The 25,737-nt window shown below is 60.2% G+C and carries 21 protein-coding genes; 8 read left to right on the top strand and 13 right to left on the bottom strand.

Annotation, left to right across the window (positions count from 1 at the left end):
• Positions 1 to 78: 78 nt before the first annotated feature.
• The 3 genes from BOA8489_RS03135 to BOA8489_RS03145 all read left to right on the top strand — a co-directional run bounded on the left by BOA8489_RS03135 (position 79) and on the right by BOA8489_RS03145 (position 5,144).
• Entirely contained in the window at positions 79 to 2,748 is a 2,670-nt protein-coding gene (locus BOA8489_RS03135; protein ID WP_093972545.1) for a DUF3131 domain-containing protein, read from the top strand.
• 318 nt (positions 2,749 to 3,066) lie between these two features.
• Positions 3,067 to 4,074 (top strand): ABC transporter ATP-binding protein, encoded by a 1,008-nt coding sequence (locus tag BOA8489_RS03140; RefSeq protein WP_093972546.1) that lies wholly within the window; start codon positions 3,067 to 3,069, stop codon positions 4,072 to 4,074.
• Positions 4,071 to 5,144, top strand: coding sequence for a site-2 protease family protein (locus tag BOA8489_RS03145; RefSeq protein WP_093972547.1), 1,074 nt, complete (start codon positions 4,071 to 4,073; stop codon positions 5,142 to 5,144). The genes BOA8489_RS03140 and BOA8489_RS03145 overlap by 4 nt, the downstream gene beginning before the upstream one ends.
• Before the next feature lie 43 nt (positions 5,145 to 5,187).
• Here the strand turns inward: BOA8489_RS03145 and hemN are convergent, their stop codons facing one another.
• Both hemN and BOA8489_RS03155 read right to left on the bottom strand, forming a co-directional pair.
• Positions 5,188 to 6,537 carry an oxygen-independent coproporphyrinogen III oxidase gene (gene hemN, locus BOA8489_RS03150; RefSeq protein ID WP_093973015.1) on the bottom strand — a complete coding sequence of 450 codons (1,350 nt, stop codon included), beginning with the start codon at positions 6,535 to 6,537 and terminating at the stop codon, positions 5,188 to 5,190.
• Between the two features lie 67 nt (positions 6,538 to 6,604).
• Positions 6,605 to 7,591 (bottom strand): GlxA family transcriptional regulator, encoded by a 987-nt coding sequence (locus BOA8489_RS03155; RefSeq protein ID WP_176440195.1) that lies wholly within the window; start codon positions 7,589 to 7,591, stop codon positions 6,605 to 6,607.
• 53 nt (positions 7,592 to 7,644) lie between these two features.
• Here BOA8489_RS03155 and BOA8489_RS03160 point away from each other — a divergent pair, with 53 nt between their 5' ends.
• From BOA8489_RS03160 to BOA8489_RS03175, 4 genes are read left to right on the top strand one after another with little or no spacing between them, the layout of a single operon-like run.
• A complete protein-coding gene (locus BOA8489_RS03160; protein WP_093972549.1) occupies positions 7,645 to 8,895 on the top strand; it encodes a sarcosine oxidase subunit beta family protein in 1,251 nt (416 codons plus the stop codon).
• 12 nt (positions 8,896 to 8,907) lie between these two features.
• Positions 8,908 to 9,195 (top strand): sarcosine oxidase subunit delta, encoded by a 288-nt coding sequence (locus tag BOA8489_RS03165; RefSeq protein ID WP_093972550.1) that lies wholly within the window; start codon positions 8,908 to 8,910, stop codon positions 9,193 to 9,195.
• Positions 9,192 to 12,095 (top strand): sarcosine oxidase subunit alpha family protein, encoded by a 2,904-nt coding sequence (locus tag BOA8489_RS03170; RefSeq protein WP_093972551.1) that lies wholly within the window; start codon positions 9,192 to 9,194, stop codon positions 12,093 to 12,095. Before BOA8489_RS03165 ends, BOA8489_RS03170 begins: the two co-directional genes overlap by 4 nt.
• The gene (locus BOA8489_RS03175; RefSeq protein ID WP_093972552.1) at positions 12,088 to 12,654 is read left to right on the top strand and encodes a sarcosine oxidase subunit gamma; all 567 of its coding nucleotides are present in this window, start codon (positions 12,088 to 12,090) and stop codon (positions 12,652 to 12,654) included. The genes BOA8489_RS03170 and BOA8489_RS03175 overlap by 8 nt, the downstream gene beginning before the upstream one ends.
• Here BOA8489_RS03175 and BOA8489_RS03180 read toward each other — a convergent pair.
• The 9 genes from BOA8489_RS03180 to bcoG all read right to left on the bottom strand — a co-directional run bounded on the left by BOA8489_RS03180 (position 12,651) and on the right by bcoG (position 22,876).
• Positions 12,651 to 14,207, bottom strand: coding sequence for a trimethylamine methyltransferase family protein (locus BOA8489_RS03180; protein ID WP_093972553.1), 1,557 nt, complete (start codon positions 14,205 to 14,207; stop codon positions 12,651 to 12,653). The two genes, BOA8489_RS03175 and BOA8489_RS03180, sit on opposite strands and share 4 nt — an antisense overlap.
• A gap of 94 nt (positions 14,208 to 14,301) precedes the next feature.
• Positions 14,302 to 14,988 (bottom strand): HAD family hydrolase, encoded by a 687-nt coding sequence (locus BOA8489_RS03185; protein ID WP_093972554.1) that lies wholly within the window; start codon positions 14,986 to 14,988, stop codon positions 14,302 to 14,304.
• Between the two features lie 94 nt (positions 14,989 to 15,082).
• The gene (locus BOA8489_RS03190; RefSeq protein WP_093972555.1) at positions 15,083 to 15,868 is read right to left on the bottom strand and encodes a carnitinyl-CoA dehydratase; all 786 of its coding nucleotides are present in this window, start codon (positions 15,866 to 15,868) and stop codon (positions 15,083 to 15,085) included.
• Positions 15,865 to 17,856: an acetate--CoA ligase family protein gene (locus BOA8489_RS03195; RefSeq protein ID WP_093972556.1), complete on the bottom strand. Its 1,992-nt coding sequence runs from the start codon at positions 17,854 to 17,856 to the stop codon at positions 15,865 to 15,867. The genes BOA8489_RS03190 and BOA8489_RS03195 overlap by 4 nt, the downstream gene beginning before the upstream one ends.
• Before the next feature lie 54 nt (positions 17,857 to 17,910).
• A complete protein-coding gene (locus tag BOA8489_RS03200; RefSeq protein WP_093972557.1) occupies positions 17,911 to 19,071 on the bottom strand; it encodes an acyl-CoA dehydrogenase family protein in 1,161 nt (386 codons plus the stop codon).
• Positions 19,072 to 19,168: 97 nt separating this feature from the next.
• Complete coding sequence (locus tag BOA8489_RS03205; RefSeq protein WP_093972558.1) at positions 19,169 to 20,581, bottom strand: carnitine 3-dehydrogenase; 1,413 nt, start codon at positions 20,579 to 20,581, stop codon at positions 19,169 to 19,171.
• Entirely contained in the window at positions 20,578 to 21,342 is a 765-nt protein-coding gene (locus BOA8489_RS03210) for an SDR family oxidoreductase (RefSeq protein WP_093972559.1), read from the bottom strand. The genes BOA8489_RS03205 and BOA8489_RS03210 overlap by 4 nt, the downstream gene beginning before the upstream one ends.
• Complete coding sequence (locus BOA8489_RS03215) at positions 21,339 to 21,965, bottom strand: GDSL-type esterase/lipase family protein (protein WP_093972560.1); 627 nt, start codon at positions 21,963 to 21,965, stop codon at positions 21,339 to 21,341. Before BOA8489_RS03215 ends, BOA8489_RS03210 begins: the two co-directional genes overlap by 4 nt.
• The gene (gene bcoG, locus BOA8489_RS03220) at positions 21,962 to 22,876 is read right to left on the bottom strand and encodes a 3-dehydrocarnitine:acetyl-CoA trimethylamine transferase BcoG (RefSeq protein WP_093972561.1); all 915 of its coding nucleotides are present in this window, start codon (positions 22,874 to 22,876) and stop codon (positions 21,962 to 21,964) included. The genes BOA8489_RS03215 and bcoG overlap by 4 nt, the downstream gene beginning before the upstream one ends.
• A 70-nt stretch (positions 22,877 to 22,946) precedes the next feature.
• Between bcoG and BOA8489_RS03225 the strand changes: the two genes are divergently transcribed.
• The gene (locus BOA8489_RS03225) at positions 22,947 to 23,891 is read left to right on the top strand and encodes a GlxA family transcriptional regulator (RefSeq protein WP_093973016.1); all 945 of its coding nucleotides are present in this window, start codon (positions 22,947 to 22,949) and stop codon (positions 23,889 to 23,891) included.
• Here BOA8489_RS03225 and BOA8489_RS03230 read toward each other — a convergent pair.
• Entirely contained in the window at positions 23,888 to 24,880 is a 993-nt protein-coding gene (locus tag BOA8489_RS03230; RefSeq protein ID WP_093972562.1) for an NADPH:quinone reductase, read from the bottom strand. The genes BOA8489_RS03225 and BOA8489_RS03230 overlap by 4 nt on opposite strands.
• Before the next feature lie 12 nt (positions 24,881 to 24,892).
• Positions 24,893 to 25,588 (bottom strand): SIMPL domain-containing protein, encoded by a 696-nt coding sequence (locus tag BOA8489_RS03235; protein ID WP_093973017.1) that lies wholly within the window; start codon positions 25,586 to 25,588, stop codon positions 24,893 to 24,895.
• Positions 25,589 to 25,737: the final 149 nt, after the last annotated feature.

Consider the following 25,737-nt stretch of genomic DNA (forward strand, 5'->3'; position numbering starts at 1 on the left):
GTATCAAATTGCCGGACGTCTATTGCGTCTATCTTTGCAAAGGCGAAGGGACGAAATGCGCCGTTGTGGAGGGCATCTATGCAGGATCGATTGATATTTACGCGCCGCCACTTCATGGGAACAGCCCTTTCGGGGGCAACGCTGGGGCTGGCGATCCCGCCCGGACGTGCGCTTTCGGCGGGATCAAAGCCTGTTATGGTCTTGCTGGACGACATCCCGCCAGACACCTCGGCTTCGCAGTTGTTTTCGTTCCTCGATCCGATCCTGTCGCTGAACATCGCCGTTGGTTGCCTCGTTCGTCTCGACGCAAGGTCACAACTGGCCCTGCAAGAGAACCCGGAGTTGCTGGCACAATTGCTCACGCTGACGGCTGACTATCCCGGCCTGACGCAACTGATCCCCTATGCCCCTGATCTGGGTGCGCAGACCGGATATATGCAAATGCGTCTGGCCGGCGATGTCCAATCCGCCTACCTGCGCCTTGTTGAACCTTTATCGGGCGACATACCCCCCGACCCATTGTTGACGATTGCCACTGATCTGCCGGACGGAACGCTTCCGGTCATTCGCGGTGTCCGTTCGGCGGGCTTTCGCAGCGTCTTGCTGCTTCCCCGGACCGCGTCCGCATCGAGCATTTGGTTGAATGCGGATGGTGTGCAGCAGGTCCAGGGTGGACTGCGTCTTGCGGCTAATCCGGGCCGGACCGCAATCACCGAGGCTGTCCTGCGCGAGATCGAGACGTCCGACACGGTGGTTGTTGTCGCGGGGTTTCCCAAAGAACGCGACCTGAGCGACGATGGCTATTTCCGGGCAGGTGCTACATTGGGCGACGGAGTGTCACTTGCCTTGGCCAATGGCGGAGCATTTCAGACTTTGCCATCCGATCTTGTGCTGAAATCGGGAGACCTCTTCCGGCGATTCATTGTCCTTTGCGTGCGCGATTCCGGAACGGATGAAGGGGCGCAATCGCTGACCGACGCATTGACCGCGCAGGGGCTGAAATACACCTTGCTGCGGGATCTTGAACATAACGGCGACCAGAGTCCGGACACCTCTGGCAGCGCGCCAACGTGCTGGCTTGCGGCGTCGGATCGTCAGCAAACACCAGAAGAATTGCTCGATGCCGTGATTGCCCGCGCGGCGGGCACCGCCCGTGAAGCAGACCGACTGGACCTCTCCTGTCTCGCAATTGGCGAGAGTACCAGCGCCACGGACACAGAACCGCTTCAGGGCCTTGATGTATTGATCGACTTGGTCCCCGAAAGGCATGGAGCTTTGGGGCTTGATGCCAACGGCATCCTGCGCCTTCCTGCACAGATGCAGCTTGTCGCGGGCGGAACAATGCGAAGACTTGGCCTGCTGGACGGCGACGCATTCGAACCGTTGCGCGATGCAATCATCCTTCTGCAAAGCGATGCGTTCAACAGCGCGCAGGAGATTGAGACCGCCGTTTCGGCCCTGAAGTCCCTCAGCGCAAGCGAGGATGTCACTGTCACGGATGTTGCCGGATATGTGGAAGCAGTCACCGTTCGGGATCAGGCTGCCGCGTTGCTGAAGGCGGCAAGACGCATCCCAACCAAGCTGATTTCGGACGTGGCAGGCGACGGTTCGACCGAAAGCCTGATGCGCGACGCCCGGCTTGCCTGGTCGTATTTTGACCGGCTGACCGATCCCAGCACCGGACTGGTACCGGCGACCGCCTGGCTTGAGGACGGCAATGTCCAAAGCTACGATTTTGCGACCATGTGGGATACGGCCAGCGTTATTCTGGCCACGATCAGTGCACATAGCCTCGGGCTGATCGACACTGTCGAGTTCCGTTCAAGACTGACACTTTTGCTGGCCAGTCTTGCCGATCAGCCTTTTGCGGGCCTGAACCTTCCGGCGGGTCTTTCTTCTACGAGGGACACCTCGCTGGGCGACAAGCTCTATGATGCAAGCGACACTTCGCGGCTTCTGACGGCGCTTAAGGTACTGGCTGGGTATTCGCCCGATGATTTCCCGATTGAGGAGATCGTGTCGCGATGGGACCTGGCAATGACTTTGCGCGACGGGGTGCCGCAAACGGCGTCCGGTCTACGTTTCAAAAGCGCGTTTCGCTCGAATTATGCGAGCTATCTGGGCCGTGGATTTGATCAGTGGGGGTTTGAAATCGCTTCGCCCTACGACGTGAGCACTGGTCTGTCGGGTCTCGATGCCCAAGTCGCGGTACTTCATGCGGCCGCACGGATGGGACCGATCGGAACCGAACCCCACCTTCTCGAGGCCGTGGAAATGGGGTTTTCGGAACCTGCATATTCGATGAGCGAGGCTTTGTTTGCCGCGCAATTCGCTGAATACCAGAAGACCGGACAACTTGTCTGCGTGTCAGAGGCACCCATCAACCGGGAACCCTGGTTTATCTATCAGGGCTTCCAGCTAGGCGACGTCGAAGTGCCTTGGACCGTCGAAACACTGGACCCCTCGCCCAGATTCAAAACGCGGGGATTTCGCCGCGCTGTTTCCATGGTCAACACCAAGTCCGCGTATCTTTGGCACTTTGTGCGCCCCGGCGACTATACGTCGAAGCTTGTCGATCACGTGCGCCAGAACGCCGCAATCCCGTCATTGGGCTTCGCACCTGGCGTGCCTTCCGTCCCAACCGTCAAGATCGGTTCCTACAGTGACGTCAATACCAACGGCGTGGTTCTTCAGGCGATTGCTTATGCTCTGAACGGCGCACGCCCCGCTGTCGAGTGGCGCGCCTGAGCCTCGCGGCGTGCGGCAAGCGCAGGCCCCGACGCGGTTCTCGCAGAGATTCAGGTCGGAATATCGTGGCGTCGACGCTTTGCGGACGGCCCCGGCGGGTGTGTCGCCCAAGGACAGTAGACCTGCGCATCAAGAAGCGATTGCGCTTTCCATTCGCCCTTCATCAGGATCGCAACCGGGAGGTGACCCAGATCAAGATTACCACGATCCGACTGGTTAAACTGCGCTCAAAAGGAGAAGCGTAATGCATGTTTATATCTTGTCTGCTGCGTTCACGCACCGAATGATTGATCCCACCGCGGCGCGGGAACGGTCCTCATGATGGATCTCTGCTTGACGTCGGTAGACAAGTTCTACGGCGAAAACCATGTGCTTTGCGATATCAACCTGACCATTCCGGGAGGCGAATTCGTCGTCATCGTCGGTCCGTCGGGGTGTGGCAAAACCACGTTGCTTCGAGTTATCGCGGGTCTCGAACAGATTGACGATGGCACAATCGAAATGGACGGCGTGGTAGTGAACGACCTGCCCTCGGCCAGTCGAAACGTCGCGATGGTCTTCCAAAGCTATGCGCTTTATCCCCACATGACGGTCACCGAAAACCTTGCGTTTTCGCTGGAACTCGAGGGCCTCACGCGGGTCGAAATCAGCGACCGTATCGACGAAGTCTTCCGGATGCTTTCGCTCGCCGAGTATGGTGATCGCAAACCATCCGAGTTGTCGGGCGGCCAGCGCCAGAGGGTAGCGTTGGGGCGTGCGCTGGTCCGAAAACCGAAGCTGTTCCTGTTCGATGAACCCCTCTCCAATCTCGACGCCGCTCTCAGAATGAACACAAGGATCGAAATCGCCAATATCCACCGAACGCTTGGCACAAGCATCCTCTATGTGACGCATGATCAGACGGAAGCCATGACTCTTGCAGACAGGATCGTGGTCATGCGCAGAGGGCGGATCGAACAGGTGGGGTCTCCTCTCGAGCTGTATAATGATCCGGTCAACCAGTTCGTTGCAGGTTTTCTCGGCTCGCCGGCCATGAACTTCATTGATTCTGACCTGCTTTCGGTTTCCGGCGCCGCGATTGTGGGTTTGCGACCGCAACACCTGCGGCTTGCCACAGCGGGTCGCCTGAAGGGGCGCATCCTTCATTTCGAGCGGCTTGGCAGCGACACGCATCTAGTTCTGGATGTCGGTCGCAGCGCACCGGTTATTGCGCGACTGGTCGGGCAACAGGAATTCGGGATCGACGCACCGGTCACATTGGACTTCGACGATGACGACGCGCTTTGGTTCGACGCCGAGGGGCGTCGCGTCGGCCCGACGACATGAGCTGGTCGGTCACATTGGGAACCGTGGCTGGCACGCAACTGAGAGTGCATGCCACGTTTTTTCTGTTGCTTGTCTGGATCGTCGTTGCGGGTTCGATTGCCGAAGGGCTTGGGGCGGCGCTGGAAAACGCTGTCCTCATCATCGCGATATTCGCCTGTGTTGTTCTGCACGAGTTTGGTCACGCGGCAATGGCCCGCCGCTTCGGCATCAAGACGCCGGACATTACGCTGTTGCCCATCGGGGGCATGGCGCGTCTTGAACGCTTTCCCGAAGCGCCCAGCGAAGAGATCCTGATCGCCATCGCCGGTCCGGCTGTCAACGTCATGATCTGGTTCGTCTTGACCTTCTTTCTGAATGCAAACGTCTCGCTTGGTATCATAAGCTCGCTGGAGGACCCGTCCGAAACGTTCCTTGCGCGACTTGCGTCAGTCAACCTTGTGCTTGTCGTCTTCAACATGATCCCGGCATTTCCGATGGACGGCGGGCGTATCTTTCGCGCGGCTCTCGCGATGTTCATGGACCGCGCACGCGCAACCAGCATCGCGGCATCCATGGGTCAGGTCATGGCTTTTCTGTTCGGGTTTCTCGGCCTCATAGGGGGCAGCCCTATTCTGGTCCTGATCGCTATTTTCATCTTCTTCGCCGCCGGTGCAGAAGGTGCAGATGCCAGTCTCAGAAGCATCGCCACAAACGCCAAAGCACGCGATGCGATGATTTCCCTGTTCGAAACCGTGACGCCGGAACAAACTCTGGAAGCCGCTTCCATATCAGTGATCCGGACCACGCAGGCGGAATTTCCGGTGCTTGACCACCACGGCAGATTTCTCGGATTTCTGACGCGAAACGCCATTCTTTCAGCCCCTGAGCACGCGCGCAGCGGAATCAAGGTACAGGACAGAATGATATCCGAAGCCCCCATTGTGGCACTTGATGCCCCGATGAAAGACGTTTTGGACGCAATGTCACTTAGCAGCCCGCCCGCTGTCGCCGTGACGGATCGCAACGGCATTTTCCTCGGCTACATCACACGCGAAAACATCGGTGAATGGTATCTTGTTTCGCACCGATGATGCGCCGCCCACGCGCCGCGCTGCGATCCAGAACCTTGCGGGTCTATACAGTGACCGCGTGTCGGGCGCGGGACGTGGCAAGATAGGCATCAAATACCGCCGCGATAACCCGCACATAGACCCCACCCTTGCGGGTGATCGTCAAACGATTGCCGGTGCGGGTGATCAACCCATCGCGCTGCATCTCGGCCAGGTCATCCGCCGTTTCCACGTACCAGTCGGGGTCGGCGTCGAACCTTTGTGTCGCCTCGTCCAGATCGACCGTGCCCGAACACATCACTTGCTCGATCACATAGGCGCGCAGGCGGTCCTCGCCCTGAAGGGCATAGCCTTTGGCGGTTGGCAGGACTCCGCCCTCGACCGCGCGCGCCCATGCGCCGGTTTCGGTGGTGTTCTGAACAAAGCCCATGGGCGTTTTCCCGATCGAGGTCGCCCCGACGCCCAGCATCGTATCGGCACGATCTGTGGTGTAGCCTTGGAAATTCCGGCGCAATTCGCCTGACGTTGACGCGATGGCCATGCTGTCGTTGGGCAGCGCAAAGTGGTCGAGGCCAATCGGGACATACCCGGCCGCAACCAGAGCCTCGGCGGACAATTCGGCCTGACGCAGCCGCTCGGCAGGCCCCGGCAAGGCGGCCTCGTCGATAAGGCGCTGCTTTTTCGCCATCCACGGCACATGCGCATAGCCAAAAAGTGCGATCCGGTCCGGGCGCATTTCGACGCAAAGGCGCACCGTCTCCAAAAGCGTGCCGACCGTTTGATGCGGCAACCCATAGATCAGATCGAAGTTGATCCCCCCGACGCCCGCCTCGCGCAAACCCTCGACCGAAGCACGGACCATGTCAGGCGGCTGCACCCGGTTGATTGCCGCCTGCACCTTTGGATCGAACTCCTGCACCCCGAAACTGGCGCGCGTGAAACCCAGTTGACCTATGCGCGCGATCATCTCGGGCGTCAGAGTGCGCGGGTCACTTTCGATAGCAAGTTCCGCCGATGGGGTCACATCGAAGGCCAGTCGCACGGCCTCCATCGCAAGTTCCAGATCGTCCGGCACTAGGGCCGTCGGCGTCCCCCCGCCCCAGTGCAGATGCGAGATCGCCTTGCGGTTCGGCAGATGCGACGCGACCAGTTCGATTTCCCGGCACAGCGTCGCGGCGTATTGCGCGATAGGGGCCTCGCGGGTCGCAAGTTTCATGTTGCATCCGCAGTACCAACAAAGCTGACGGCAAAACGGCACATGCAAATAGAGCGACACCGGATCATAATCCGTAAGCGTCGCCAGCCATGCGGCATAATCCTTCGGACCAACGGTGTCCGAAAAATGCGGGGCGGTCGGATAGCTGGTATAGCGCGGCACGTTGCGGGTCGCGTATTTGGCCAAAGCATCGGTCATGTCGTCCTCGTGTCGCATCATTTCGCGACAGTTTCGGGTATGGGGTGCGCTTTGTCTGTGACTCAGATCAAACAGCTGATTTTCGATCCGCCGAAGGGCGACGCCCGAAATGCTCCGCATAGGCGGTCGAGAAATGCGCGGCGTTGGAAAACCCCGTGGCCTCGGCGATGGCCGCCACGCTCATCGCCGAGCCTCGCACCAGCCTTTGCGCAATATCCAGACGCAGGCGGCGATAGTATGTCATCGCGCTAACCTTCAGAACCTGAACGAAAATCCGGTTCAGTTGGCGCGCGCTGATCCCTGCGATCAGCGCCAGTTGTTCCAGTGACAGCGGGTCGCCAATATGGTCCTGCATCGCAGCGACCACCGGCTGGATATGCGGTGAGCGCGTGGTCGCTCCGGCAAGCGCCCCGGACTGTTGCGGACTGGTCGCCGCACGGATTTCCGTATGCAGAAACCAGTCACTGACGCGCCGGGCAAAGCCTGATCCGTGGTGATCGGATAAGAGCGCGTAGATGAAGTCCAAAGGCGCCGTCCCACCTCCGCAAGTGACGCGATCCCGGTCGATGATGTACAGCCGCTTTTCGACGATCAGATCAGGGAAACGGCCTGTCATTTCGCCAGCGTGTTCCCAGTGAACCGTCATGCGACGGCCCTCCATCAACCCGGCGCTGGCAAGGATCACCGGCCCGCCCGACACACCGCCCAGCCACAGCCCCGATCGCGCACGGCGCTTCAGCCAGTCGAACAAAGCGCGGTCCTTCACAGCAAACGGGTCACCGCCCGCGATCACCAGAAGAAGGTCCAGCGGTGCGTTTGAACCGATGGGTTCGCAGCCCGAAATTTCCGCCGACCCCGAGCTTTGCGCTTGGCGGCCATGGGCGAAATGCACAATGTCATAGAGCCGCAGGCCGGATAACAGATTGGCCGCCCGCAGGGGATCGGCGACGCTGGCATAGGACATGATCGCAAAGCCCGGCACCGGAACGATCCCGACCCGGAAAGGGCGTTTGCTATTGTCTTTATTTAATATGACAGCGTCTGTTTTTTGCATCTCCATTCACTCTGCACCGCAGTAGGCTGAGGTGTCAAACAAGGCGATCCCCGATGCGATACAACGCGCTGAAAATCCTGAAAGAGGGCCTGACAGGCAACAAGGGCTGGACTCCGGTCTGGCGCGAGCCTGACCCGAAACCCGAATATGACATCGTCATTGTCGGCGGAGGCGGGCATGGTCTGGCGACAGCCTATTACCTGTCCAACAAGTTCGGCATGACAAACATCGCCGTGGTTGAAAAAGGGTGGATCGGGTCCGGCAATGTCGGACGCAACACAACGCTGATCCGCGCGAATTATCTGCTGGAAGGCAACCAGCCGTTTTATGAATTGTCGCTGAAGCTTTGGGAAGGGCTCGAGCAGGATTTCAACTACAACGCCATGGTCAGCCAGCGCGGAATTCTGAACCTTTACCACTCGGACGCACAGCGCGACGCCTATGCGCGGCGCGGCAATGCGATGCATCTGACCGGTTCGGGGGGCGCCCTTCTGGACGAGGTGCAGATCCGCGAGAAATGTCCCTACCTCGACTTCGACAACGCGCGGTTCCCGATCAAGGGCGCCTTGTGGCAACCACGCGGCGGAACCGTGCGACACGACGCGGTCGCCTGGGGATTTGCGCGCGGGGCGGACCAAAAAGGTGTCGATATCCTGCAGAACTGCGAAGTCACCGGCTTTCAGATCGAAAACGGAGTGTGTCGGGGGGTCGAAACCTCGCGCGGGGCGATCCGCGCCAGAAAAGTCGCGGTCTGTGTCGCGGGATCTTCGGGGCGAGTTATGTCGCTTGCTGGAATGCGGCTTCCAATTGAAAGCCATGTGCTGCAAGCTTTTGTTTCAGAGGGACTAAAGCCGATCCTTCCAAGTGTGATCACATTTGGCGCGGGGCACTTTTATGTCAGCCAATCCGACAAGGGCGGACTGGTTTTTGGCGGTGACATCGACGGCTATAACACTTATGCGCAGCGCGGAAATTTGCCGGTCGTCGAGGACGTCTGCGAGGGCGGAATGGCGATCCTGCCCATGATTGGCCGCGCGCGTCTGCTGCGAATGTGGGGCGGCGTTATGGATATGTCGATGGACGGGTCGCCGTTTATCGACCGGACGCATATCGACGGGCTCTATTTCAACGGCGGCTGGTGCTATGGCGGCTTCAAGGCCACGCCGGCGTCTGGCTTTTGCTACGCGCATCTATTGTCTAAGGACGCCCCCCATCCGGTCGCCACTCGATTGCGTCTCGATCGGTTCCGGCGCGGTGCGCCCATCGATGAAAAGGGCGCAGGCCCGCAACCGAACTTGCACTGACGGGAAGCGTTCATGATTATTAATCACCCTCTTCTTGGTCCACGCGACGCCGCCGAGTTCGTCTATCTTGGCGATGCCAGCCTGATCGAACGCCCTGATGGTTTTGGCGAGAACGCCGAAGACGCGATGTATGACTACGTCTACCTGCGCGACAATCCCGCCGGTCAGCACCGCGAGCTTTGGTATCACGAGCAGGGCGACCGATCCTGGCTGGTGGTGACGCGCAACACACTGACCCACGAGATCACCGCGATTGAATTGGCCCGCGATGTGGCCCGTAGCAAAGGCCGGTCGAGATGAATCAGCCAAACCGTATCGACGGCGGCCAGATCGACCGCGCAACGACCCTGAAGTTCCAATTCAATGAACGATGGTTAACGGCCCACCCCGGTGACACGCTCGCTTCGGCGCTTTTGGCAAATGGTGTGCGTCTGGTGGGCCGGTCATTCAAATATCACCGCCCGCGCGGCATTTTTTCCGCCGGGTCCGAAGAGCCAAACGCGCTGGTCCAATTGCACAAGGGCGCAGCACTCGAGCCCAATACCCGCGCCACAACGGTCGAGGTTTTCGACGGGCTTTACGCCACCAGCCAAAATCACCGAGGGTCGTTGGAGTATGATTTTCTCGCGGTCAACGATCTGCTGTCTCCATTTCTAAGTGCTGGATTCTATTACAAAACATTCATGTGGCCACGTGCGTTCTGGGAAAAGATCTATGAACCTGTTATCCGTTCCGCCGCCGGGCTTGGGCGGCTTTCCGGCAAGCCGGACCCCGACGCTTATGACCACGGTTACCTGCACTGCGATGTTCTGATCATCGGTGCCGGCCCCGCAGGCCTGACCGCAGCCTTGGCGGCGGGTCGCGCCGGACTGCGCGTAATTCTTGCGGACGAAGACTTTCGGATGGGCGGGCGTCTGAACGCCGAAACCCAAGTTGTGGGCGACATGGAAGGCGCCGCATGGGCACAGGCGGCGGTTGGTGAATTAACGAGTATGAACAACGTCCGACTCATGACGCGGACCACCGTCTACGGCGCCTATGACCACGGCACTTACGGCGCGCTCGAGCGGATGACGGACCACCTTTCAGACAGTGGCGACAAACCCAGACAGGTTCTTTGGCGCGTCTATTCAAAGCGCGCCATTCTCTGCGCCGGTGCGACCGAGCGGTCCATTGCCTTCGGCAACAACGACCGCCCGGGCGTGATGCTGGCCGGCGCCGTGCGCGCTTATGTCAACCGGTTTGGAGTTGCTCCGGGGCGCAGGGTGGCCGTGTTAACAAACAATAACGACGGCCTTCGCACAGTGGATGATCTGCGCGCCAAAGGCATCGAGGTCTCAGCCGTCATAGATGCGCGCAAGGGCGATTACCTGGTGAATACAACCGGCCGAAAAGGTCTGAAAAGCGTGCATCTGAACAACGGTCGCAGGATTGAAGCCGACTGCCTGGCAGTGTCGGGCGGATGGTCGCCTAATGTGCATTTGAGCAGTCACCACCGAGGTCGGCCTATCTGGCGCGACGATATCGCTGCATTCGTTCCGGGCGGGGAATTGCCGCCAGGCATGATTGTCGCAGGTGCCGCCAATGGCACGTTGACGTTGGCGTCAATCTTGAAAGAAGCTCATGAAACGGCCCAAAGGATCGCGACAGACCTTGGAAAATCCGGCCCCACAGGCGAGCCCCCCAAAGCCAGCGACGAAGACTTTGCGACGGCCCCGATATGGCACATTAACAAAGGTAAACAGCGCGCTTGGGTCGATCTTCAAAACGATGTCACGACCAAGGACGTCACCCAGTCTCATCGCGAGGGTTTCCGGTCAGTCGAACATCTGAAACGCTACACCACCTTGGGTATGGCCACCGATCAGGGCAAGACATCGAACATGCTGGGTCTTGCCGTGATGGCCGAGGCCTCCGGCAAGACTATTCCGGAAACCGGCACAACCATCTTCCGCCCGCCCTATAGCCCGGTCCCCATCGGAGCCTTCGCTGGACGCGCGCGGGGTAAGGATTTCCGCCCGACACGACGGACTCCCAGCCATGACTGGGCTAGCGAAAACGGTGCCAGTTTCGTCGAAACCGGCGCGTGGCTTCGCGCTGAATGGTATGCGCGCCCCGGCGAAAGAGGGTGGCGCGACAGTGTCGATCGCGAGGTCAAGGCAACCCGCACGGGCGTCGGGATTTGCGACGTCACCACACTCGGTAAGATCGACATACAAGGCCGCGATACCGCTGAATTTCTTAATAAAATATATGCCAACGCGTTCCTGAAACTACCGGTCGGCAAGGTCCGATATGGCCTTATGCTGCGGGAAGACGGGACCGTCTACGACGACGGAACAACCGCACGCCTGTCGGAAACACACTTTGTGATGACGACGACCACGGCCAACGCGGTCTTGGTTTTCCGCAACCTTGAATTTGCACGTCAGTGCCTCTGGCCGGACCTTGATGTCCATCTGATTTCAACGACCGACGCTTGGGCGCAATTCTCGGTCGCGGGCCCGAAATCCCGCGCCTTGATGCAAAAAGCGGTAGACGATCTGGATCTGTCGAACGAAGCATTTCCCTTCATGGCCTGTGCAGCCTGCACGGTATTTGGGGGCACCCCGGCACGTTTGTTCCGCATCTCGTTTTCCGGCGAATTGGCCTATGAAATCGCTGTTCCGGCGCGATACGGTGACGCGATGATCCGTGCGATGATGGCCGCGGGCGAAGAATTCAACCTGACGCCTTACGGCACGGAAGCACTGGGTGTCATGCGCATCGAGAAGGGTCACGTTGCCGGAAACGAGCTGAACGGACAGACCGATGCACGGATGATCGGACTTGGAAAAATGATATCGCGCAACAAGGACTTCATTGGCGCCGCCTTGCTTGACCGACCCGAGCAAACCCGCGATGACGGACTTCAACTGGTCGGCCTTCGCCCGATTGACGCAAACGTCAACCTAACTGCAGGCGCACATTTCCTGAACCCCGGTGATCCCGCTGATATGGCGCACGATCAGGGTTGGATGACCTCGGTTGCCTATTCGCCGGAGCTGGGGTGTTCCATCGGTCTGGGATTTCTGAAACGCGGAAGCGAACGGCACGGCGAAACGCTTCGCAGCTTCAGCCCGATCCGTGCCCAGGATGTCATGGTAGAGGTCTGCTCACCACATCACATCGACCCCGAAGGAGAGCGTCAACGTGGCTGATATTTCCCTTGTTCCCGCCCCGGTTCTGGGCGGATTTCAGCAGACCTTCGCAACATGCTCCCTGGCAGAACGCATTGATATTGCATTGATTTCCATAGCAATCCCGCGACAGGGCAAAGACGCGCTTACCCAAGGCATTTCGGCACGATGGGCGCTCGACATGCCGGGCGCAACCAAGATGACGCAAGCGAATGGCCTGCGCGCGATACCCTTGACCGCCGACCAGTTTCTGCTGGCGTTCACGCCCGAAAACGAGCGAACAGAAGCCTCTGTTCAGGCAGATCTCGAGGGGATTGGATACACTACGGTACAGACCGACGCCTGGGTCATCCTAGAGCTTTCGGGCAAGGGCTCCATCGCCGCTCTCGAGCGGATTTGCCCGCTCGATCTGGATCTCGAAGTCTTTCCGAATGAGAGTGCCTCGCGCACGGTCATGGATCACCTTGGGGTGCTGATCGCCCGCCTTGCCGACGACCGTTTCTGGCTCATGTCGGCGCGATCATCGGCCGCGTCATTCCTCCATGCGGTCGACACCTCCTGCCGTTGGAGCGCGATCTAGAAATCGGTCGGCGCGCCGCCTTCGGCCTTTCGGCGCGTCACGAAATCCGCCAGTTCATCGCGTATCGCAATGTCCATCGGGGGTGCCTCAAAGCTGTTCACGATCTCTTTGAAAAGGCGGTGCGCGCGTTCTGCGGTCCAAATCCCACCCGCAAGCTCCCAACCCTCGAAGTTGCGCCAGTCGCTCAGGAAAGGCTGGTAAAACGCGGTCTCGTAGCGGTCCTGCGTGTGTTGAATACCAAAGAAATGACCCTCGCCACCTACTTCGGCGATGGCATCGACCGCAATATCGTCCGGCGTGGTCGCGGTGATCATCGGGTCGAAATAGCGGATGATCTGGCCAAGAACCTCGCAGTCCATGACGAATTTCTCGGGGCTCGCGATCAGCCCCCCTTCCAGCCAACCCGCAGCATGGTAGACAGCGTTCGTGCCGGACTGCACAGCAGCCCAGAGCGATGCGGTGGTTTCCCACATCGCCTGCCCGTCAGGCACATTCGCCGCACAGGACCCGGACGAGCGCAATGGCAGCCCGTAAAAGCGCGCCATCTGGCCCGTCATCTGCGTCGCCCGCATATATTCGGGAGTGCCAAAGGCGGGCGCTCCGGACTTCATGTCGACGTTCGAAGTGAACGTTCCCAGCACACAAGGGCAGCCGGGTTTCACCCATTGAAACAACGCGATAGCAGCCAGAGCCTCGGCAATCGATTGCGCAACCGCGCCGGCCATGGTGACAGGCGCCATGGCCCCGGCAAGCGTGAAGGGCGTCACGATAACCGCCTGCCCGCGGCGCACCAGACGCAGGCAGCCATCGATCATCGGATGGTCATGTTTCAGCGGCGAGGTCGAGTTGATGTTGGTGTACATATGCGGGCGCGCGCAGAAGTCTTCCTCGCTCAGTCCACCCGCGATCTTAACCATTTCGACCACGTCCTCGACACGCTCACGTCCCAAAGAATAGGCGTGCATCACCTTGTCGCTCAGGGTCAGCTTGTCAAAAAGCACATCCAGATGCCGGTCACGCGCGTGCACGTCCACAGGCTCGACCGGATAGCCACCCGCGAAATGGATACAGTTGAAATACTGCGTCAACTTCAGCAGATCCTGACACTGTTTTCGCGTTCCCGGCACCTTGCCGGTCTCAAGGTCAAAATAGTTTGGCGGCGACGAGACATTCCCGAAGACCATCGTACGCCCGCCGATGGTGATCTGACGGTCGGGATTGCGCGGTGTTATGGTGAACTCCGATGGCGCTTTTGCCACCATCTCCATAACCCACTCGCGGTCCATCCGCACATTCGAGCCGTTCACTCTGGCACCGATCTCCTTGAGCAAGGCCAGCGCTTCCTCGTTCAGAAAGTCGATGCCGATCTCTTCGAGAATGCGCATGGCGCCATTGTGAATCGCCTCGACCCCCTCCGCATCAAGGGGCTCGGTCGGCCGGTCCGTGTTGATCGGCAAGGTCCATGGCGCCTGCGAAATCACATCGCTGGAGCTACGCCGCGCATTGCCCGCGCGCCCACCGGATCTGCGTCTGCGTTCAGTGCCGTCGCCCATGAAACTCTCCCATCGTTGGGATCATCATTGGAAAAAACCATGGCGCGCCGCCGACGTAGCAGCGACAGATTCTGTCGTTTTCGACAAATGGCGCTCAGCCAGATGCCAGCCAGTCCGAGATATAGCTGATATCGGGCAATACCACATCTGCAAGATCGGCCAGTTCCTCAGCCAGAGCCAGTCCTGTCAGGACACCGATGGTCGTCATTCCAGCCGCCCGCCCCGCTTCAAGATCGTGCCGGCTGTCACCGACCATCGCACTCTTTTCCGCGCGCGCACCCGTCGCCGCACAAAACCCCAAAAGCTGACCCGGCCCCGGCTTGGCCCCGTATCCACTGTCATACCCTGCAACAAACTCGAAGTGCTTCGAGATATCATGCGCCGCCAGATGTGCCCGCGCAGGTGCCTCGGAATCATTCGTCACAACACCAAGAATGCGACGACGCCCAAGCTCCTCCAGCGCCCTATTCAGCCCCGGAACCGCAACGGGCACCATGTCTTCCGCAAAGCGGTTCATGAGCGATATCAAATCGAACCCCGCCGGCAAGAACGGCTCTGCGACAGCCGCAACATCCGATGCCGACCCGGCGATCACAACGCTCGAGCGATTGAACAGCCCCGAGCGCCTGTCGAACCCGAACGCTTTCTCGACCGCGTCGACAGATTGCGGCGCGACACTTTCGATGTGGTCCAGAACCCGAACGGCCCACCCGCCCCAACTCGCCGCAAAATCAAACAAGGTCCCGTCCTTGTCGAAAATGATGGCGTCTATTTCGCGCATACCCAACCCATTCACCCTTTTTCAAATACCAAAAATCGCGCCCGTCAAGTCCGCGCCACGTCAAAGCATTCAGCCATACCCGGTGAATGAACCGCTACCGCCCCTTCCACACAGGTTCGCGTTTTTCGGCAAAGGCACGCGCCCCCTCCTTTTGGTCTTCGGACGCATAAAGTCGATCCACCGTCGGCAAGGTCCGGGAGGTGATCCGATTCAGCGCGTCCTGGAACTTCGCGTCCTCCGCATCCCGCACGATCTCCTTGATCGCTGCATAAACCAGCGGAGGTCCTGAAGCGAGCAACCGGGCAAGATCCCAAATCGTCTGCTCCAAATCCTCGGCCGGTACGATCTCGCGCAGCAGCCCAAGCCCCGCAGCTTCGCTTGCATCCATCCAACGCCCCGTCAGCAGCAAATCCATCGCCACATGATAGGGAATTCGCTTCGGCAGCTTGATCGACGCCGCATCCGCAACAGTCCCGGAACGTATTTCCGGCAAAGCAAAAGTCGCAGTATCCGCCGCAACGATCAGATCACACGACAAGGCCAACTCGAAACCACCACCACAGCATATTCCGTTGACCGCGCAGATCACCGGCTTGTTCATGTCGGGCAATTCCTGCAGACCACCAAAGCCTCCGACACCGTAGTCGCCGTCTACCGCATCTCCATCCGCGGCTGCCTTCAAATCCCATCCTGCACAAAAGAACTTGTCGCCCGCAGCCCTTAAGATGGCCACGCGCAGGTCCGGATCGTCGCGGAAATCGCGAAACACGTCCCCCATGACCCGGCTCGTCTTGAGATCAATCGCATTGGCCTTCGGCCGGTCCAGAGTCACCTCAAGAATGGCACCGTCACGGCGTGTGTGGATGGAAGGATTGGTCATGTCAGCTCCATTCGGATCAGTGCATCCACAGCGACAGCGCCGCCTTGGTGCACAATAAGGGGGTTGATCTCAATGTCGACAAGGCTCTCGTCGCCCGCCAACATCGCCTGCACGGTCAGGACCACCTCGACGATCGCCCCCACATCCGCCTTGGGAACACCTCGGAACCCATCCAGCAACGGCCAAAGCGCCAGACGGCGCAAGGCGGTCTCGACCTCGGCCGTGGTGACAGGGGCCACCAGTGTCACCGTGTCTTTCAGGAGCTCTGCGCGAACTCCGCCGAAACCAAGCGTCAACGTCGCACCATAGACCGGATCCCGCGCTCCCCCGATCAGAATTTCCGCAACCCCGCCGATGACCATTTCTTCCAACAGGTAACCCGATGCACCGCTCATCGGAGCCTGGCGCTCCAGCGAATGGACATTCAATCGCACCGCGCCCGCTTCGGACTTGTGCGCAAACCCAAGCCCCTTCAAAGCAAAAGGCGCGCTCAGAGCAGACGCGTCGAGCCCGCTCAATTCCGCCGCCTGCACACCTTTGGGAACGGCAATCCCTGCAGCCTTCAGTCGGGCCTTGGCCGCGACCTCGTCCAACAAGACAGCGTCCCGCAGGCCCGAGACGGGCCACGGCAGCCAGCCTTGCGCCCCCGCGGGCACACCAGCAGCCGACAGGGCGGCCAAAGCATCGTCAATCCCCAGAAGCGGCGTGACACCCCCCTCGAAAAGCCTGCCGGAAAGCCCTTCGTCAATCGTTTCCTGAAGCGTCGAAACCGCGAAGACAGGTCGCCCGGTCGCCGCGCGCGCGCCTATCATCGCGTTAAAGGCAGGCTCGAAACTCGCCACATCGCAAAGGCTCGGATTCGGTTGATCGATCACGAAAAGCGCGGCGTCAAAGCCCTCGGCAGCGACGCTGAAAACCTCGCTCATCAAGGGGAGATCACCCCAGATAAACGTCTGATAATCCAGAGGGTTCGTGATCGAGACAAGAGGTCCCAATAACGCCGAGAGTCGTGCTTTGGTTTCAATCGGCACCGCTGGAAAGTTCAAATCCGTGGACTCGGCTGCATCCGCAACAAGCCCCGCCTCGCCGCCCGAACATGACACCGACAAGAAGGTCTTCGCCTGAAGTGGCCCATTCGCGTGCAGCACTTTCAAAGTCTCGATCAGTGCGGGCAAAGAGGTGACCTCGCCTGCGCCGATCTGCAACAGGAACGCAGACGAAACCACCGCCGCGCCGGCGAGCGACGCGGTATGGGTCAAAGCCACGGACCGACCCATGTCCGAGCGTCCGGCCTTCAAGACCACAACACCCTTGCCCGCCCTGCGCGCCGCGGCGACCACTTGCGCGAATGCGCGCGCGTCACCGACGCCTTCCATGTAGACGCCCAAAGCGGTCACACGGGCATCGGCCAGCATCGCCGCCGCCAAATCAGCCAGCCCGGTCTGTGCCGCGTTCCCGAGACAGGCCAGATAGGCGATCGGCAATCCCCGCCGCTGCATCGTCAGGGTCATCCCGATGTTCGACGATTGCGTCAGGATCGCAACGCCGCTCTCAACCGGACGACAGCCCTGTTGATCCGGCCAAATCATCGCCCCGTCCAGACAATTGATCAGACCATAGCAATTCGGCCCCAGCACCGGCATTTCACCCGCGCGCGCCACGAACTCGGCCTGCAGTTCATGGTGTCCCGTTTCAGAAAACCCGGAGGCAAAGCAAATCGCACCGCCCGCGCCCACGTCGCGCAAGTCCGCGACGACATCCAATGTCGCCATCCGGTTCACCCCGACAAATGCCGCATCCGGCACACCGGGCACGTCCTCAAGCGAGCGAAAACACCGCCGCCCCGCAATGTCGCTCCGTGTCGGATGAACCGGCCAGATCTCCCCTGAAAATCCGGAAGCCTCGCATTGACGAACAACATTCTCGGCCCAGCCGCCCCCAAAGATCGCCAGGCTTCTTGGTCGCAACAAGCGCGACAAATCACGCATCAGCGATCCACCCTTCTTTTTGGCCAAAATATCCCCGCCGGAGGCGCACGCTGGTCACGCGCCCAAAGGCCGCAACAACTCGCGCCCGATAATATGTCGCTGTATCTCGGAAGTGCCGTCCCAAATCCGCTCAACCCGCGCATCGCGCCAGAACCGCGCAATCGGCAGATCATTCATCAACCCCATGCCGCCGTAGATCTGCAACGTTGCATCCGTCACCCGCGCCAGCATTTCGGTGGCGTAAAGCTTGGCACTTGCGATCTCGCGGTTGGCAGGCAAACCCTGATCCAGCCGCCAGGCAGAGGCGAGCGTAAGCCAGTCCGCTGCGTCGATTTCCGTGACCATATCCGCCAGTTGAAAGCTGACGCCCTGAAATTTGCCGATTGGCTGCCCGAATTGCTCGCGTTCGGCGGCATAGGCCAGACCCATATCGAACACCCGCCGCGCCCGACCCACAGCCATCGCAGCCACGGTGATTCTTGTGGCATAAAGCCATTCGTTCATCACCGCGAACCCCTGGTCGACCTCGCCCAGAACCTGCGCATCAGGCAAACGGCAATTGTCAAAGTCGAGGATCATGTTCTTGTAGCCTCGATGACTGACCGAAGCGTATCCTTCACGGATCGTGAACCCCGGCGTGCCGCGGTCCACCAGAAACGTCGTGATCCGCTTTTTGGGCCCCCGGGGCGTCTGATCTTCGCCCGTGGCGACAAAGACGATCACGAAATCCGCATGATCCGCGCCGGAAATGAAGTGTTTGGCTCCCTTCACAACCCAATCGCCGCCATCGCGCTGTGCCGAACAACTCATGCCGCGTACATCCGAACCGGCACCGGGCTCGGTCATCGCCAGCGCATCCATCCGCTCGCCACGCACAGCGGGCAAAAGATAGCGGTCGCGCTGCTCGCCTTCGCAAGCCATCAGAATGTTCTGGGGTCGTCCGAAAAAGTGCGTCAGCGCCATAGAAGCACGTCCAAGCTCGCGCTCGACCAGGGCGAAATCGACGTGGCCAAGACCTCCGCCGCCCACCTCTTCAGGGAAATTGCAGGCATAAAAACCCAAGTCGCGGGTTTTCTGTTTTATATCCTGCGCCAGATCTTCAGGCACGTGCCCCGTTCGCTCCACGGCATCTTCGTGTGGGTAGATCTCACGTTCCACGAAGGTACGCACGGTGTCGACGATCATACTCTGTTCATCGTTCAGTCCGAAATTCATGCATCGTCCCTTTGTGTTTCGCCGCGCTTCGCGCACCGACCGACCGGGGCTCTGCCCCGGACCCCGGGATATTTCTGCCAAAAAGAAAGCCGGGGCATCATCCGTGTTCCGCCTTTGCATGAGCGGCTGCGAGATTGGCCATGTGCTGTGCCACATCATCGCGCGGCGGGCAGGTCTTGCGGGTTTCAAGACTGACGTGAAGAAGGAACTGTGTGCAGGTCGAATAGACCTGACCGTCGCTGTCGCGTCGCATTTCGTGATGGAGTTTGAGCTTTTTGCCTTCCGCCAGAAGGATGCGCGTTGCGACGTGGCATGTGTCACCCGCGTGGGCTTCGGCGAGGTATTTGATATTATTTTCAACCGTAAAGTAACTCAGTCCGCTGGCCACGTAGTCCGCATTAACGCCACAGGCTTCGATCACCGCATCGGCCGCGTCGGAGTAAACCTGGCCATAGCGGCTCTCGTTCATGTGGCCGTTGTAGTCCGTCCAGTCGATTGGAATGACGCGCCGTATCGTGATCATCGGGACAGCCGAGTGATCCGGGCGAGGCAGCGTTTCTTCATGCTGCGAAATAAGCGCACCCGCTGCGTTACCGCGCGCTTTGAGAGCTCGCATGATGGATATGAGATTGGTGTCGCGGAGGCGTTCAAGTTGGCGAATTGACAGGTGACCCGACTGCGCATCCGACTGATCGCCGATCTTTCGGATCAGCTCATCGGTCAACTCGGGCACGTCCATAAGTTTGGTCCAGGGCCATTCGAGGCAGGGGCCGAATTGCGCGATGAAATGCGCCATCCCGCCTTCGCCACCCGCAATTCGATAGGTTTCGAACAGCCCCATTTGCGCCCAACGCAGACCGAAACCATAGCGGATTGCATCATCGATTTCCTGAGTGGTAGCGATGTCGTCTTTCACCAGCCAGAGCGCTTCGCGCCAGACGGCTTCAAGAAACCGATCTGCGATATGAGCATCAATTTCCTTTTTTACTTCAAGCGGATAGAGTCCGACGCTGGCAAGCGTTTCGCGCGCCTGCACAATCGCTGAACTGTCCGCGTCTTCGCCCGGAACGACCTCGATCAGCGGCAAAAGGTAGACCGGATTGAAGGGATGCGCGACGAACAGGCGGCCGCCGCTTTCGATCCCCGCACGCAGTTCAGACGGTTTAAAACCGCTGGTGGACGAGCCAAGAGGCGCTTTTGAGTTTGCCTCTTCGATCTCGGCGTAGACTTTGTGCTTGAGATCAAGTCTTTCCGGCACGCTTTCCTGGATATAGTCCGCCCCCATCACTGCTTCCGCCAGCGAATGAACGAAGGTCAATTGCCCCTCGGACGGCAAGGCGCGGTCATATAGCATGGGCAACGCCCAGCGCGCCTGTGTCAGCACTTCGCCGATTTTGCGTTCGGCTTCGGGGTCAGGGTCATAGACTGCCACGTCCCAGCCGTTCAGCAGAAACCGCGCGACCCAACCTCCGCCGATCACGCCACCGCCAATTATCGCCGCTTTTTTCATGCGCTGTTCGTCTCCGTATGTCCGTCGATTGTGAGTGCCTGCCCGGTGACCTTGGACGCTCCCGGCGATGCCAGCCAAATCCCGGCGTCCGCGATATCATCCGCCGTAACCCACGTGCGCAGACTTGTGCCTTCGGCGTAGGCGGCGCGGATCGTATCGGGGTCACGGCCACTGGCACGGGACTGGTTTGCCAACATCCTCTCCATGCGCTCGCCTTCGACGGCGCCGGGGCAAATCGCATTGACCCGCACACCGGCGGGGCCCAGCTCCATCGCGAGGGTCTTCATCAGCCCCAGAATGCCCCACTTCGCAGTCGCATAGGGCGAGCGGTGCGGATGCCCCCACTGACCTGAAGTCGAGGACGTCAGCACGATCAAGCCCGACCCTTGCGCGCGCATGACACGCGCGGCCCACCGGCACGTAAGGAACGCCCCATCAAGGTTAACCGCGAGGCAGTCGCGCCAGTCATCTGGCGAGATGTCTTCGATCCGGGCGGCAGGACCGCCCGTACCAGCATTGGCAAAGACCACGTCCACGCCGCCCCATTCCTCTTCGATCGCACTTAGAAAGACGTCCATCGCGTCCGCTTGCGCAACGTTGGCGATTTCGGCGCTAATGGTCGGATGCGATTTGGCGAAGGCCGCGACGGCGTCCGGGTTGGCGTCGCAAATCGCAACCTTATCCCCCAGCTCCGCAAAGCGTTCGGCAATCCGCGCACCAATTCCGGAAGCGCCGCCCGTGACGATAACGCGGCGGCTCATCCGAGGATCTCCCCGGCCATCGCAGCCACCGCAGCACCAAGCGTGGCGTGCGTCTGCGCGCTCCAATGCACCCCGTCCGCAGGATCAACCGCAATCACCAAACCCGCATCGAAAAACGCAGCGCCCGCCGCGCGCGCAATTCGCTCCATTGCCTGGGGCAGCCCGATACAACGCGCAGCAGCGCCTTCGAAAATCGCCGCCAGATCGCCTCGCTCTTCCACCGGCGGAGGACAAATGACGAGGATTCGATCGACACAGCCAAGCGCATCCGCATCCTTCACCAGCCGCGCAACACCCAATGCGATATCGGTGGCATTCAAACCGAACCGGTTCTTTGTATCATTCGTGCCGAGACAGAAAATCAGCAAATCTATGGGCTTATGCGATTCGAGAATGGCACGCAGCGACCGAAGTCCGTTTCGATAAGCGCCCTCGATCGGGTCATCGTGAACGGTTGTACGCCCGGGCAGGCCCTCGGTGATGACCTCGACGCTGTCGCCCAGAGCCACGCTCATCACGTCGCCCCATCGCGCGCCTCGCGGTAGAACACCATCGTCCGACAGGGCCGCCATGGGCATGGTCCCGAAGGTGTTGCTGTCGCCGTAAATCAGGATGCGCTTCATCCGACGGGAGCCTGCTTGGTCAGGTCCAGTTTGGCGCGTACCTCGTCAGGTCCGATGACGCGCGCGCCAAGGTTTTCGATGATCTCGACCGCACGCGCGACAAGCTCGGCGTTGGTTGCCAACTGGCCGCGCCCCAGCATCAGGTTGTCTTCCAGTCCGACCCGCACATGCCCACCCGCCAAAACCGATGCCGCAACGTAGGGCATTTGATGACGCCCGAGCGAGAACGCCGAATAGGTCCACCCCGGCGGCACATTGTTCACCATCGCCATGAAGGTGTTCAGGTCGTCGGGCGCGCCCCAGGGCACACCCATGCAAAGCTGGACAAGCGCGGGCGAGGTCAGAATTCCCTCTTCAACCAATTGCTTGGCGAACCAAAGGTGGCCAGTGTCGAAGGCTTCGATCTCGGGTTTGACGCCCAGTTCCGTCATCTTCGCGCCCATCGCTCGCAACATCCCGGGCGTGTTGGTCATCACGTAATCGGCCTCGGCAAAGTTCATTGTGCCACAGTCCAGAGTGCAGATTTCCGGCCGGCATTCCGCGATATGTGCGACGCGTTCGGTCGCGCCCGCCATGTCTGTTCCGGCGGCATTCACAGGCAGCGGTGTCTCGACGGGACCAAAAGTGATATCACCGCCCATCCCGGCAGTCAGGTTCAGGACCACATCAGTATCGGCTTCGCGGATACGGTCCGTGACTTCGCGAAACATCTTCGGATCGCGCGACGGAACACCGGTGTCGGGGTCGCGCACATGGCAATGAACGACCGCTGCTCCGGCCTTGGCGGCGGCGATGGCGCTGTCGGCAATGTCCTTTGGAGAGCGTGGCACATGAGGGCTGCGATCCTGTGTCGAGCCCGAACCGGTGACGGCACAGGTAATGAAAACTTCACGGTTCATCTGAAGCGGCATGAGTGTCCTCCCTTTGTCAGCAAAGATTAAGAGGATTGACGGGCATAACTTTGCAGATTTAGTCTTGATTATGCGTAAATGGACAATTCAAAGCGACGAGACGGCTGAATATACCTTTCTTCTGTTCGATCGTTTTTCCAATCAGGTGTTTGCCAACGCGCTTGAACCCCTGCGCGCTGCCAATACCTTCCTCGGCGCATCGGCCTATGCGTGGAAGATCGTCACAAGGGACGGCGCGGCGGTCAGAAGCTCGGCTGGAATGACGGTCGTACCGGATGGCGCGCTTGATCCGACGGACCGGGGCAGCGCACTGATCCTTTTGCCAAGCTACGGATATCGCGCACTGGCGACAGATGCCTTTTCGCGGCAACTTCGCGCATCGGCCAGGCGGTTTGACGCGTTGATCGGCCTTGACGGAGGGGCCTGGCTGCTGGCCACCGCTGGCCTTCTTGAGGGCAAACGCGCCACCATCCACCATGACGAGGTCCAAGCGTTTTCCGAGACCTTTCCGCAAGTGGACGTCGTACGGCAACGCTGGGTCGATGACGGAGACAGGTTGACCGCCAGCGGTGCGGTCACGGCGTTTGAATTGATGATGCACCTCATCGCACGTCGCCACGGAACCGCTCTAACACTCAGAATTTCATCGCTTTTTTCCGCGCGTGACGCCACCAGCCCAGGCCCGCTTGAACCGCCCGGCGGGGATCGCCGCATCCGGCGCGCTCTGGCCGAGATGGAGGCCAACGTCGAAACACCCCTAATGCTTTCGGACATCGCAAAGCGCTCGGGATGCACCCAGCGCGACTTGGAACGGCGGTTCGCCAAAGCCTTCGGCGCGCCGCCTCGCAAGGTCTACCAGCGCATTCGCCTCAACACGGCCCGCAACCTTGTCGAAGACACGTCTCTGTCTTTTTCCGAAGTCGCGACGCGGTCCGGCTATGACAACGCCGCTGCCTTTTCGCGCGCGTTTCGCGACACTTTCGGCAAAAGCCCCCGCGCTGTTCGGATGCGCTAAACCTCGTCTGACACCCGCACCAGTGTCACACCAATACGCTGACCGCTTTCGACCGATTGGTGTGCAAGGACCACGTCATCCAGATCAAATCGGTCCGCAACCACCCCTTTGAGTGCGCCTTCTGCAAGCCATTTTGAGATATCCGCTTCGGCGTTTCGCCGTGCCGCAAGCGGGATCGTATAGGCCAGCACCATGCGCAGTGTCACGTTCATGAACATGAACGGATAAAACGGCAGAGCCGGCTCGGGCTCGGTTACCGAACCATAGGCCGCCACCGTGCCGCCTTCGGCAATCACCGCCTTGGTCACGTCCAGATTTCCACCGAATTCCACTTCGATGATGCGGTCCACGCCCCGCCCGCCCGCTGCCTGCCGGATTTGCTCCACCACATCCGCTTCGCGGTAATTCACCGCATGATCGGCCCCAAGCGCACGGGCATGGCGCGCCTTGTCTTCGCTACTGACCGTGGCGATCACCCTGGCACCGCCGCGTTTCGCCATCTGGATTGCCATACTGCCAACCGTCCCCGCGCCGCCCGTCGCAAGCACGGTCTGCCCGGAAACCGGCCCGTCCGCGAAAACGCACCGGTGCGCCGTGATCGCGGGAATTCCCAAAGTCGCGCCGGTCTCGAAATCAACGCCATTCGGCAACTCAACAGCCTGTTCAGCAGGCAAGGCCACCAACTCGCCCGCGGTCCCGTCTGCACGACCCCACCCGGCGTTCCAAAGCCATACCGGTTGTCCGACGCGGGCGGGGTCCACCCCTGCCCCGACTGCCACAATCCGACCCGAGCCGTCGCTGTGTGGAACGACGCGCGCAAAAGCCAGCGGCCCGCGCATCCCGGCCCGTGTCTTGACGTCAGACGGATGCACACCCGAACAGGCCACTCGCACCAGAACCTCGCCTGCGCCTGGCGTCGGATCAGCAACCTCGACCACCCGCAGCACGTCCGCCGCTGGCCCGGTCGTCTCGTAAATCGCAGCTTTCATCCGCCCCCCCTTTCAGTCCGCGATCGAGAATACCATAGTCACGCTTGCGCGCACGTCGATTTCGCCACCGGCAACCGGGACCGCCGAGCGCGCTTCCATCATCATTCCGACATCCGCAGCGAAGGGTGCCGGCCCGGCGCCACCTTCCGATATTGTCAAGACTGACCCAAGTGTGACACCTGCCGCGCCCGCCAGAACTTCCGCTTTTTCACGCGCAATCTCAACAGCTTGCCTGCGCGCGGCCTGTTCAAGCTCACCGCGCTCGGCCACGTCGAACGACAAACCGTTCATCATGTTTGCTCCGTCGGCCACAATCGCATTCAGAACCGCGCCGAGCCGATCAAACGACCGCACGCGAACCATCAGATCATTGGACGCAACATAGCCTGTCACGCGCGGCGCAGACCCGTCATTGCTGCGCGCATATTGCGGCGACAACCCGATGCCGCGCGTTTGAATATCGCGGGATTCGATGCCCTCGGCCTCAAGCCGCGCAAGCACCGTCGCCGCCGCTTCCGAGGCGCTCTGCAAAGCCGCATCCGCAAGCCGTGCCTCCCTTGAAACCCCGACGAACACCGTCGCCATATCCGGCTCTGCGGAAACCACGCCTTCACCGCTGACCACAATCCTGCGCTCGCTGTCGTCGGCCATTGCAAACTGCGGCCACAGCCCTACTGCAGCGATCAAAACCAAACCCAAAAACCGCATCACGAACCTCGCTTTCAAATGCAACTCTTCGCGGTTCAATCTGCACCGTTTCCGCTCCCTTTCACAGGGATATCGGCGAATTCCCGCACAGGACAATTTTCGTCATTCTGGATCGTGACGACAGGCAGGTGCCATGATATCCATTTGCC

The organism is Boseongicola aestuarii (assembly GCF_900184815.1).
In the GTDB taxonomy this organism is placed as follows: Bacteria; Pseudomonadota; Alphaproteobacteria; order Rhodobacterales; family Rhodobacteraceae; genus Boseongicola; species Boseongicola aestuarii.